This window comes from Methanobrevibacter ruminantium (assembly GCF_016294135.1).
Classification (GTDB): Archaea; Methanobacteriota; Methanobacteria; order Methanobacteriales; family Methanobacteriaceae; genus Methanobrevibacter; species Methanobrevibacter ruminantium_A.
Window position 1 is genome coordinate 1 of record NZ_JAEDCO010000043.1, and the last position, 11,687, is coordinate 11,687.

An 11,687-nucleotide genomic window follows, 5' to 3' on the forward strand; every position below is an offset into this window, starting at 1 on the left:
TAAATCTAACTAAAAACTAAATCTAACTAAAAACTAAATCTAACTAAAAACTAAAAACATTTAATTAAAAGGTGAACTTATGAGAATCGTAGCTGCTATTGGTGGATCAATATTATTACAGGATTACAACGCTGAAAGATTTAAGGAATATGCAAAGCTCTTGAAGGAACAAAGCGAAGAGCATGAAATATTTGTTGTTGTAGGTGGTGGAAAACCTGCAAGAGAATACATTGGAGTTGTAAGGGACCTCGGTGCTGGAGAGGCAAAATGTGATGATATTGGAATAGAAGTTACAAGAGTCAATGCAAAATTGTTATTGCTTGCACTCGGCGATGCAGCTTATCAAAGAGTTCCTCATAACTTCCAGGAAGCTTTGGAATTTTCTGCAAGCGGAAAAATTATCGTTATGGGTGGAACCGAACCTGCACACAGTACCGATGCAGTGTCTGCAATCTTGGCAGAATATGTTCAAGCAGACCTTTTAGTTAACTTAACCGCTGTAGATGGATTATACACTAAAGACCCTAAAAAATACGATGATGCAGAACTCATTGAAGAAATCACTGCTTCTGACATGATGGGAATCATCAGCGGAAATGATGTTAAGGCAGGAACTTATGAATTCATTGATACAACTGCAATTCAAATGATTAAGCGTTCCAATTTAGAAACCGTAATAGCTAATGGTAATGAACCTCAAAACCTAATTAGAGCTATTAAAGGTGAAAAAATAGGGACCCGTGTTATTTCTGAATAAATAACACATTTTTACTTTTTTTTAATATTTTTTTCTAAAAAATTATCTTAAAAACTAACAAAACAACTTTATTTTTTTTATTAATTCTTATTTAAAGTGATTTGAATGACTGGATTAATTGATATAGGATTAAATTTAATGCACAAATCCTTTGATAAAAACAGAGAAGAGATCATAAAAAATGCAAATGATGTTGGAGTAAGCCAGTTCATCATTACTGGAACCAATATCCAATCAAGCAAAACTGCTCTTGAATTCGCAAAGCAAGACCAATTTAAAGGAGTTTTATTCTCAACTGCTGGAGTCCATCCTCACGATGCAAAGACCTGTGATGAAAACACAATAGAAACCTTAAGGGAATTTGCAAAAGAGGACTGTATAGTGGCTATTGGAGAATGCGGTCTTGACTATAACAGAAACTATTCTCCACAGGATGTTCAAAGAAAATGGTTTGAAGAGCAAGTGAAACTTGCAGATGAATTGGATATGCCCCTATTCTTGCATGAACGTGAAGCACATGAAGACTTAGTTAAAATTCTTGAAAAATACCCTAATATGTGTGAAAAGGCTTGCGTCCATTGCTTTACAGGAACTAAAGAGGAAGCTGAAAAATACCTTGAATTAGGCTGTTCCATTGGAGTGACAGGCTGGATTTGTGATGAGAGAAGAGGTCAATCCTTGCAGGAAGCTGTGACAGTGATTCCACCTGAGAAGATGATGATAGAAACTGATGCACCTTTCCTGATTCCAAGAAACTTCCCTAAAAAGCCAAAATCAAACAAGAACAAACCTGAATACTTGCCACATATCCTAAATACAATAGCTGAGTACAAAGGTATGGATAGTGAAGAGCTTGGCAAAAATGTAAGTGAAACAACAAGAAAATTCTTTAATATCTAAGTTTAGACAATTTTTAAATAATATTAAATCAATATTAAAATAATAGAATATAATTTTTATATGATTGATTAAAATCATTTAATAAAATTATAATTTATTAAATTTAAGTAAATCAAACTTATTAATAATCAAAAAATTAAAAAAGGTGAGAAATATGGTAGAACCACATAAACATTGCCCAGTATGCGGCAGCCCAATACCAATGAAAGAAAGAGTCTGCTCTGCAGATTGTCAAAAAGTGTTAGAACAACAACAAAAGAACATTAAAAAAAGCAGATTAATGCTATTTGGTGTAATCGTAGTGTTCATTCTCGTATGGGCATACTTCATGTTCTTTAAATAAATTAACCATAAAAAACAATTAAAACAATAAATGGCTATTAATTAAACTTAATAGCTAACAATATTTTTTTAAACAAAAAGTCAAATTATAATTATTTTTTTAAAATCAGACAATTTTAAGTGATAAAATGTTATTGTCCTCAACAAGTACTTTAGAAAACAAAACCATTGTAAAATATCATGGATTGGTTAATGGAGAATCATTAATTGGATCCAACATATATAAAGACTTATTCTCTGGAGTTAGAGACGTTGTGGCAGGAAGAACCAGCACTTATGCTGAAGAGCTTGAATCAGCAAGAAATGAAGCATTCCAAATTATGGAAAACAAGGCAAAGGAACTTGGTGCCAACGGAATCATAGGGCTTAAGATATCCTATAACAACCTTGGAGGCACTATGGGAAACACCATTTTAGTAACTGCATATGGAACCGCTGTAAGTTACAAATAAACTTAAACTATTTTTTAATCAGCTTTTAATGAGTGAATAAATGCTTAATAAAATCAAACAGAAAGTTAACGATTTATCCATCTCTAAACGTCTCAAGGATGAAGAGGAGAGAAAAGTATTCCTAAAAGAGCTAGGATGCATTGATATAGGGATAATAGTAGGTATAGTCACCTATGTAATTTGCCTATACACTCATTTCGACATTTACGGATGGAATTTCGGATTGGTCTTATCCCCGCTTTTTGCAGGATATGCTGAAAGCCTAGCTGCAAAAAGGTATCTTGAAGAAAGTACCGGTGCAATCAGTGCATTTATTCTTTTCTTAATTACAGTTATCTATGGATTCATCATAGCAAACCCAACTTTAGGATTCAATGTCATTACAGCAGGAAGCATAGTCATAATCCTTCAAGCTGCATTTCCTATTGCTGTGAATTATTTCCTTATCGCAACAATTTTAGCTATTATCTCCCACGTTACAGGTGTCTTCAAGAAGATTACACGTTTCCTATGGAATACATATGAGAAAATCTTCAAGAAAGAGCCAAAAACTAAAGAGACATATAACGAAAAGCAAAGCAAAAAGATACACAGTTTTTATGACAGGAAACTTGATATGAATAATTTAGGAGTCTTGATATTGACTATGGAAGATTCCCCTAAAGAATTGAACATAATTGAATATAAAGGAGTCTACGAATCAACCCATATCTTTTCCGTTAAACAAAGAGAAGAAATAAGATCTGGAATTGAAGACTCAATAGAAAAGGAATTGCTTATTTGTACAAAAATTGCTGAAGATAAGGCATTGTTGAAATTGATTAGGCAATTAAGGGCAGATGGATGCAATGGCCTATTGAACTTGAATATGTCAATTGAAACATTAGGCCCAAGCAAGGGAGAAAACTTAGCCCATGTAGTTATGAGAGGAACTGGAGTCATATTTGAAGAAAAAGAAGATGTAAGTTCCTTATAATCACTAAAAGAATATAATTTATAAATTACCCATATATCTATTTTTTAACTTTTTTTAAGGTATTCTGATTTTTACAATCCCAATAGAATAGCTATTGGATCAAATCCAATCATTTTTATTGCCATATAAATCAGGATTATGGAAAATATCTGTTTTAGTCTTTCCTTAGGCATTTTATAAACTAGTTTTGCACCAATTGTTGCCATAGGAACTGAAAAAAGAACTATGATCACAAAATTCACCAAGCTTACGTAACCTAATGAATATGGCATTGGATTAACTGACCATCCAGTGTAAATGTATGAAATGAGTCCTCCAATAGCTGCCAATGCTATGAAAACTGAAGATGTTCCAATAGCTTGAATCAAGCTGAATCCAAACAATATGCAAAGGGCAGGGATCAGGAAAACTCCCCCACCTACACCAAGCAAGCCAGATACAATCCCTATTGAAAAACCTACAATAGCTGCATTCAATAAATTGAAGTCAAAAAGTGCATTTTCACCATCAGCTCTGGAGCCAAATAGCATATCCAAAGCTACAATAAAGAGTAGGCATGCAAAAATAATCTGCAAGATTCTTGAAGGAACAACATTTGCAAGAAGACCTCCACAAAATCCTCCAATAATTCCAAAAACAACTAATCTGATAGCTGGCTTTACAATTGACTTGTTCTTTTTCTGATGCTGATAAGCTCCAGATGAAGCGGTTGGAATGATGATTGCTAAACTGGTACCTAATGATACCATCATAGCAAGTGAAGGGTCCACACCTACAGAACTGAATAAGAAGAATTGCAAAGGAACCATAAGGAATCCTCCACCCACTCCAAGCAATCCTGAAGCGAATCCTGCAAAAATCCCTATCAAAATCAAACCTATATAAAAGCTAATTGGAAACATGATAACACTTTAAAATATGAGAATTCAAGTTAATATATAAAAATTTATAAATTATATGATTAATAAAACTTATAATAATATTGTATGTCATATTATAAATAAATATTTGAAATAGGATTTTTAGAAATTGAAAAATTAAAATGCTATGGATATGGGGAAATTCTTATGAAAATAAACAAATACATTCCTTTTGGAATAATTCTAATCATTTTTGGAACTATGCTATTCTTCTTAAGCGGAATAGACCAATTCATAAGACCATTTACCCAACCGCTTCTAATGGGATCATCAAAAGGAAAAGACATTCTCTTTTTTGTCCTTTTAGGTATTACCATGATATTATCCACACTTGGAGACAATGAAAGGATACACAGCTATTTTAAGAATCTCCATATTCCAGAAATGCTAAAAGATAAGGATTTTTACTTAAAGTTATCCTTAATCCTATTGCTTTTTACTGCAATAGATGGAATAGTTATGGAATTCTACTTAAGGAATTCACTAGGAATAGACTGGAACACAATCCTTGTAATCATGAATCCAAGTGAAACAAGCACAAGCATTCTCCATTCCCATTTATACAAAGGAATCTTTGGAATGGTTCTTGGAATGCTTTTAACTTACATTCCAGCGGGAATTCACACTGGAAGCTCCTTAAGTGCTTACACTCCAGATTTAATTGGTCTTCTATTCATATTAATTCCAATCAATTATATTGTCATGGTCATTTCATTGCAAAGGCGAAAGGCAGCCCCAAGAATCTTCTTGGCAGTTGCAATCACAATCAGCATAATTGGACTCATAGATGGAGGATTATTTGCAACTCCAACAATTGGAGGAATCTACGGAATACTCATATTGATGTACAATAATGAAATACTTGAAGGATTTTCAGATTATATAACTGAAAAAGATAAAAGAGATGCAATCAAAAGCCAATTAAACGAAGAATTGGTCACAATTAAATCTGTTTTATCAGGCAAAATAAGAGATAATGGAAAGTCACTTAAAAAGTATTTGAAGATTTTGATTCCGCATATCGCTTTGATTCTAATCATTGTCTTAAGGTTTTCAATTGCATTTTATGGCGCTTGTCCAGATTCTTATGAATTAGATGTAGCTAACCCTCATGATCTCGATGGATTAGATCAATACGATGTATTAAATTTAACAGAGCATGAAAATAAAACAACATTTTATCTTTCAAATCAATATAATGAGATGGAATTGTTAAATAAATTAGCCATTGATTTGGAGGGAAAATGTGATTGGTATTCACTTAGCTGGAACATATATTCATACTTATAAAAACTTATAATCATAGTTATAGAAACTAATCTATAGAAACTAATCTATAGAAACTAATCTATAGAAACTAATCTATAGAAACTAATCTATAGAAACTAATTCATAAAAAAATAAAAATTTAAATAAATTAAATAAAAAAATAATATTTAATTCTCAAACAATACAGCAAAAAACCATATGGCGAGATGAAAAAGATGAAAATTAGTATTATCATACCTACATACAACGAAGAGGAATATCTTCCTAAATTGCTTGAAAGCATAAAATCCCAAGATTTTACTGATTATGAAATCATTGTTGCAGATGCACAATCAGATGATAATACTAGAGAGATTGCTAAGGAAAATGGTTGTGTTGTTGTAGAAGGTGGGCTTCCTGGACCTGGAAGAAATAGAGGTGCAGAAGTGGCTCAAGGAGAAATACTACTGTTTTTAGACTCTGACTTGGAATTGACTGAAAATTACCTAAGCAATGTGATTGAAGAGTTTGAGTCAGATGATTTGGGAGTAGCAATTACCCAAATGACACCACTATCTGAGAAAAAAAGAGACAAATATCTCCACGACCTTGCAAACTGGTTTATGATAGCTGTTGAAAACATAAAGCCTCATGGAGCAGGATGCTATGGGATCATCTCTAAAAAGGAATTGCATGATGAAGTTGGAGGATTTGACGAAAATCTAAGTTTTGGTGAAGATACTGACTATATCGAACGTGTTGCTGAAATCAGCGAATTTAAAGTGCTAAGAAATGCAAGAATCGGCGTTTCCACCAGAAGACTTGAAGAGGAAGGTCTTTACACATTACTTAAGCAATATGGAAAAAGTACTGTAAATGACTTCAGAGGAAAAAGAACTTCAGCAGAGGACTTAGGTTATGAGTTCGGTCACGACCCAATATCTGCACTTGATAGTGTGGACATGGAAAAGATTGCTGAAAAATCCAGAAACAGAAAAATCAAAGACAGAATCAATAAACTCAAGGACAGGGATATTGAAGAAAACGAATTAGTTGAAGTTACTGAAGATGAAACTGGCCTTGTTGTTAAAGAGGCAGCAGGATCACAAGGCAAGAAAAGAATATTCTATTCCGTCTGTGGAGAGGGAATGGGACATGCAATCAGAAGCAGCGTTATTCTTGAGCATTTAACCAAAAAATATGATGTTTACATTTTCTCAAGCGAAAGGGCATATGAATTCCTCGCAAGCAAATTCGATAATGTATTTGAAATTGGAGGATTCAACACTGTCTATGAAAACAATGTGGTTAGAACCAAGAAAACATTCTTTAAGGCATTGAAGGCAAATCCTACAAACTTGAAGGACGGATACAATGTATTATATAAGGAATGCAAAAGAATCAAGCCTAACATTATCATATCAGATTTTGAAAACTATTCCAGTATGCTCAGTAAGATCATGAACATTCCACTCATTAGCCTTGACAATATCCATATGTTGACCCAATGCGAATATGATTATCCTCCAAACCACAAAGCGGATATGCTAACTGCAAAGGCAGTTACCAAATCATATATCCTAAGGCCAAAAAGGCATATAATCACAGCATTCTTCTATCCTCCATTAAAGCATCCCAAGATGACTGCTCTTTACCCTCCAGTATTAAGGGAAGAGATAATGAAATTGGAGCCTGTTGAAGGGGAGCATGTTTTGGTTTATCAGACAGCAGAATCAAGCATAAACCTTATGGAAGAGCTTAAGAAACTTGATTACAAATTCATTGTTTATGGATTCAACAAGGATGAGGTTGATGAGAACTTGACATATAGGTCATTTAATGAAGAGCAAATCTTTGAGGATATGAGAACAGCTAAGGCAATTATAGTGAATGGTGGATTCACTATGATTTCAGAGGCGATATATCTTAAGAAACCTATCTACAGCACTCCTGCACATAAGAACTTCGAGCAGATATTGAATGGATTCTATGTTGAGAAGTTAGGATTTGGAGAATCTCATGAGAACCTGGATGTCAAAAAGATTGAAAGCTTTTTACATAATCTTGACAAGTATCAGGAAAACTTGAATAAGGTAGAGCCATGGGACAATACTGAAATCCTAAATGATCTTGACTTAAGCATTGAAAAATATTCAAAGCTTTATTAGCTCTTGAATTGAAAAATAAGTCTTTTTAATTTATTTTTTTAATAACTATTTTTTACTTCATGTAATTACATGACTTTACATGAAAGTATTTTTTTTAATTATTTTCTTTAAAATATTTTCTAACTATTTTCTAACTTTTTTAATTATTTTTTAAATATTTTTAAGAAAAGATTTTTTTAATTCTTGTAAATAGTCCTATAAATTCTTGTAAATAGTCCTATATAATACGAATTAAAATAATTGAAATGAAAAGGTTTTGAAAATAAAATGAATTAATAAAAAAAGAAAAAAAGAAAAGAATTGAGTGTTATAAAGTTACACCCATTTCTAATTGTTCAGTAAGTTCTTTGTATCTGTTACGGATAGTTACTTCAGTTACGCCTGCAACTTCTGCAACATCTCTTTGGGTTTTTCTTTCACCTAATAAAACAGATGCAATGTATAATGCAGCAGCAGCTACACCAGTTGGACCTCTACCGGAAGTTAATCCTTTTTCCATTGCCTTTTCAATGATTTCAATGGATCTAGATTGCACTTCACCAGATAATCCAAGTTCACTTGCGAATCTTGGAACATAGTCTACTGGAGATGTAGGAGGTAACTTAATGTTCAATTCTCTTGTCAAGAATCTGTAAGTTCTTCCAACTTCTTTTTTACTTACTCTAGAAACTTCAGCAATTTCATCTAAAGTACGAGGTACTTTACATCTTCTACAAGCTGCATATAAAGAAGCAGCTACAACTCCTTCAATACTTCTTCCACGGATAAGCTTGTTTTCCACTGCACTTCTGTAAACAACTGAAGCAGCTTCCCTTACACTTCTTGGAAGACCTAATCTTGAAGAGTCTCTGTCTAATTCACTTAATGCAAAAGCCAAGTTACGTTCAGTAGCACCGGAAATTCTGATTTTTCTTTGCCATTTTCTTAAACGGTACCATTGAGCTCTATTTCTTGCAGGAATATCTCTACCATAGATGTCCTTATTCCTCCAATCAATCATTGTACTTAAACCTTTATCGTGAATAGTGTAAGTAATAGGAGCACCTACTCTTGTACGTTTGTCTCTTTGTTCATGGTCGAATGCTCTCCATTCTGGACCCATATCTACAAGGTTTTCATCAATAACTAATCCACAGTTAGCACAAACCACTTCTGCCCTTTCATAATCCCCAATCAAATCAGTTGAACCACATTGTGGACATACGGTTTGTCTTTCTGGCTCAGAGTCATCTTTTTGTCTTCTTCTTGAAGTTCTTTTGGAATTTTGAAGAACTTCTTCAGATAATCCTTCTTTCGTGTTAATCTCTCCTATTATATCAATTTGACTAAGTTTTACCCAAACTAGGGGAAAAACCTTTAATTTTCTCTAAGAAATGAATAGAGAAAAAATTTTTTAAATATCCTATTTGTTTCTTCTTTTTCTGGAATTGGATTTCCTATTTCTGGAATTCTTGGAATTACCTTTTGAACCCTTTTTGGATTTAGAGTTCTTGTTTTTCTTATTGAGTTTTTCCATTTCACTTTTTGTGGAAACAAATAGCTTTTCACCATGTCTACTTTCAAGATCCCTTCTATTAACTGACCTAAAAATATTTACGGAAACGTATGGATTTTTTACTGGGCCAAAAATAGAATATACCTTACCTATTTTCTGCTTATCATTTGTAAAAACAAAAGCCCCTGCTGGAGGAGTCTTTGTGGTTTTGACAATAAGCTTTCCAGAATTGGCAAGGTGTGAGATGTTTCCTAAAAATTTCATCAAATCACCTTAAAAATAAACATTAGTACATCTTAATATAATGACATGATAGCATATAAATGTTTCGATGCCTTTATATATAAAAAAATTTCTTCTTAAAAAGTATTACTAAAAAGTTCTAATAAAAACTTTTTAATATGAACAATTCATTCTTTAATCAACAAACAATTGATTAATAATAGTTATATTGGGTAATATATAAAGATTATGGAAGTTGATGGAGAATAAAAAGAAATGATGATTGTAATAGAAATAAAAAGAAAAAATGACAAAAATCAAAATAATGAGAAATAATAAGAAATAATAGTGAACAAGAACATAAATAGAATCATGAATGAAATTAGTGCATTGCAAGAGATTATAGACAATAGCGATAACATTGTATTCTTCGGAGGTGCAGGCGTTTCTACAGAAAGTGGAATACCTGATTTCAGATCTGAGAACGGAGTGTTTAAAAGCTTGGAGAAATATGGGCACAGCCCAGAATATCTGGTTTCACACAGCTACTACCTGGAAAATACTGAAGAGTTTTTCAATTATTACAAGGAAAATCTCGTTTTCAAGGATGCTAAGCCAAATCCTGCTCATTTAAAGCTTGCTGAACTTGAAAAAGCAGGTAAGCTAAAGGCAGTGATCACTCAAAACATTGATGGCTTGCACCAAAAAGGCAGAAAGCAAAAATGTTCTGGAACTTCATGGAAGCGTTCACAGAAACTATTGTGAGTTTTGCAAAAGGGAATATGATCTGGATTTCATATTAGAAAGTGAAGGAGTTCCCATATGTGAATGCGGAGGAATAGTCAAGCCCGATGTTGTGCTTTATGAAGAACCATTAAACAATGATGTTCTAAGCGCATCAATCAATTACATAGCCAATGCAGACACTTTGATAATAGGGGGAACATCCCTTGTGGTTTATCCAGCTGCAGGATTGATAAATTACTTCAATGACTCAAAGTTGGTTTTAATCAATAAAAGCGAAACTCCTTATGACAATTTAGCCAGTTTAGTCATTAATGAAGCTATTGGAGAAACATTAGAACAAATAAAAATAAAATAGAATAAAAAATAGAAAAAAAGAATAAAATAAAAAATAAAGACAACACTTGTCTCTTAAAAAATAGTAAAAAAGATTATTATCTATTCAAACCAATAATCTCAGACAATAATCTGCCTTTTTTCAATTCCTTAATGATATGGCTTTCCTTTACCTTTACGTTAAAGGTAGCCACCATGGTTTCATGGAACAGTTCCTTAGGAATCACCACTACACCATTTTGGTCTCCAAATACAAAGTCTCCTGGCTTTATGATATCTTCATCAATTTCCAAATCAACGTTTATTTCACCAAGACCTAAAGCTTTTCCCGCATTTGGAAGGTAATCAAGAGCGAACACTGGATAATCCAAATCCACAAGAGCATCCATATCCCTAGCCCAACCGTATAAAACAGTTCCAGCGATTCCTTTCTCACCTGCACAGGTTGAAGCAAGCTCTCCCCAAACTGAAGCAGGTTTTCCATAAGTGTAAAGGAATAGGACTTCACCTTTTTCTGCATTGTCCATAGCCATCAATGAGGTTCCCCAATCATCAGTGCTGGTTTTTGCAGTGAATATCTTACCGTAAACCTTATTGTCATTCATCGGTTTCAAACCATCTATAACACCGCTACGTCCAGAGACAGATGAGTAAGCATCTGATACCTGACAAGCGGAACTTGAATCCAAGATCTTTTTCAATAAATCATGGCTTTTGCTTTTTTCATTATCTAAATCATCAATGGAAAAATCATATTTGCTAATATCTACATCATCTAAGTCAATCACTTTGGATGATTTTTTCAATAAAGTCTTAGGAGTGATTTTAGCCAATTTAACACCTCTTTTAAAAATAAAATTATTTAAAAATTATTAATAGAATGATTAATTGAATTATTCATTGTCTACACTTAAATTTCTAAAGTATGTTTAATAAATATTTCTAAAAATTCTAAAAATTTTTCCATTCATTAGAAAAATATAAAATAATTTATATATTATGATAAAGATATTATTATGTGGATACTAAATCATATAAAAATGATATTAAATTATAATAGAAATTATAATTACATTATTAATTAATTCGAACATTAATTAATTCATTATTAATACGATTATTACAAT

The 11,687-nt window shown here is 32.6% G+C and carries 11 protein-coding genes and 1 pseudogene; 8 read left to right on the forward strand and 4 right to left on the reverse strand.

What is annotated here, in order from left to right; translation table 11 throughout:
- Positions 1-79 precede the first annotated feature (79 nt).
- The 5 genes from pyrH (at position 80) to VW161_RS07905 (ending at position 3,427) form a co-directional block, all read left to right on the forward strand.
- Positions 80-757, forward strand: coding sequence for a UMP kinase (pyrH, locus tag VW161_RS07885; RefSeq protein WP_292788598.1), 678 nt, complete (start codon positions 80-82; stop codon positions 755-757).
- 105 nt (positions 758-862) lie between these two features.
- Positions 863-1,657 carry a TatD family hydrolase gene (locus VW161_RS07890; RefSeq protein ID WP_304085725.1) on the forward strand — a complete coding sequence of 265 codons (795 nt, stop codon included), beginning with the start codon at positions 863-865 and terminating at the stop codon, positions 1,655-1,657.
- A gap of 154 nt (positions 1,658-1,811) precedes the next feature.
- On the forward strand, positions 1,812-2,000 hold the full coding sequence (locus VW161_RS07895) for a DUF2116 family Zn-ribbon domain-containing protein (RefSeq protein WP_298534330.1): 189 nt from the start codon (positions 1,812-1,814) through the stop codon (positions 1,998-2,000).
- 127 nt (positions 2,001-2,127) lie between these two features.
- On the forward strand, positions 2,128-2,451 hold the full coding sequence (locus tag VW161_RS07900) for a YbjQ family protein (protein WP_295607688.1): 324 nt from the start codon (positions 2,128-2,130) through the stop codon (positions 2,449-2,451).
- 40 nt (positions 2,452-2,491) lie between these two features.
- Complete coding sequence (locus VW161_RS07905) at positions 2,492-3,427, forward strand: hypothetical protein (RefSeq protein ID WP_304094909.1); 936 nt, start codon at positions 2,492-2,494, stop codon at positions 3,425-3,427.
- A 71-nt stretch (positions 3,428-3,498) separates the two neighbouring features.
- Here VW161_RS07905 and VW161_RS07910 read toward each other — a convergent pair whose 3' ends face one another.
- The gene (locus VW161_RS07910) at positions 3,499-4,329 is read right to left on the reverse strand and encodes a sulfite exporter TauE/SafE family protein (protein WP_325192894.1); all 831 of its coding nucleotides are present in this window, start codon (positions 4,327-4,329) and stop codon (positions 3,499-3,501) included.
- 165 nt (positions 4,330-4,494) lie between these two features.
- Here VW161_RS07910 and VW161_RS07915 point away from each other — a divergent pair, with 165 nt between their 5' ends.
- Together VW161_RS07915 and VW161_RS07920 are read left to right on the forward strand one after the other, a co-directional pair.
- Positions 4,495-5,637 (forward strand): hypothetical protein, encoded by a 1,143-nt coding sequence (locus VW161_RS07915; RefSeq protein ID WP_325192895.1) that lies wholly within the window; start codon positions 4,495-4,497, stop codon positions 5,635-5,637.
- A gap of 194 nt (positions 5,638-5,831) precedes the next feature.
- Positions 5,832-7,763, forward strand: coding sequence for an MJ1255/VC2487 family glycosyltransferase (locus tag VW161_RS07920; protein ID WP_304085714.1), 1,932 nt, complete (start codon positions 5,832-5,834; stop codon positions 7,761-7,763).
- Between the two features lie 307 nt (positions 7,764-8,070).
- On the opposite strand, the gene VW161_RS07925 is transcribed toward VW161_RS07920, so the two are convergent.
- Positions 8,071-9,075, reverse strand: coding sequence for a transcription initiation factor IIB (locus tag VW161_RS07925; protein ID WP_439778484.1), 1,005 nt, complete (start codon positions 9,073-9,075; stop codon positions 8,071-8,073).
- 90 nt (positions 9,076-9,165) lie between these two features.
- Positions 9,166-9,522: a Gar1/Naf1 family protein gene (locus tag VW161_RS07930; protein WP_304085712.1), complete on the reverse strand. Its 357-nt coding sequence runs from the start codon at positions 9,520-9,522 to the stop codon at positions 9,166-9,168.
- A 330-nt stretch (positions 9,523-9,852) separates the two neighbouring features.
- Between VW161_RS07930 and VW161_RS07935 the strand changes: the two are divergent.
- A pseudogene (locus tag VW161_RS07935) lies at positions 9,853-10,582 on the forward strand (NAD-dependent protein deacylase).
- A 76-nt stretch (positions 10,583-10,658) separates the two neighbouring features.
- Here VW161_RS07935 and VW161_RS07940 read toward each other — a convergent pair.
- Positions 10,659-11,393, reverse strand: coding sequence for an RraA family protein (locus tag VW161_RS07940; protein WP_304085708.1), 735 nt, complete (start codon positions 11,391-11,393; stop codon positions 10,659-10,661).
- Positions 11,394-11,687 lie beyond the last annotated feature (294 nt).

Coding starts and splice junctions, on each gene's coding strand:
- pyrH (WP_292788598.1), top strand. CDS start 80: ATGAGAATCGTAGCTGCTATTGGTGGATCAATATTATTACAGGATTAC.
- VW161_RS07890 (WP_304085725.1), top strand. CDS start 863: ATGACTGGATTAATTGATATAGGATTAAATTTAATGCACAAATCCTTT.
- VW161_RS07895 (WP_298534330.1), top strand. CDS start 1,812: ATGGTAGAACCACATAAACATTGCCCAGTATGCGGCAGCCCAATACCA.
- VW161_RS07900 (WP_295607688.1), top strand. CDS start 2,128: ATGTTATTGTCCTCAACAAGTACTTTAGAAAACAAAACCATTGTAAAA.
- VW161_RS07905 (WP_304094909.1), top strand. CDS start 2,492: ATGCTTAATAAAATCAAACAGAAAGTTAACGATTTATCCATCTCTAAA.
- VW161_RS07910 (WP_325192894.1), bottom strand. CDS start 4,329: ATGTTTCCAATTAGCTTTTATATAGGTTTGATTTTGATAGGGATTTTT.
- VW161_RS07915 (WP_325192895.1), top strand. CDS start 4,495: ATGAAAATAAACAAATACATTCCTTTTGGAATAATTCTAATCATTTTT.
- VW161_RS07920 (WP_304085714.1), top strand. CDS start 5,832: ATGAAAATTAGTATTATCATACCTACATACAACGAAGAGGAATATCTT.
- VW161_RS07930 (WP_304085712.1), bottom strand. CDS start 9,522: ATGAAATTTTTAGGAAACATCTCACACCTTGCCAATTCTGGAAAGCTT.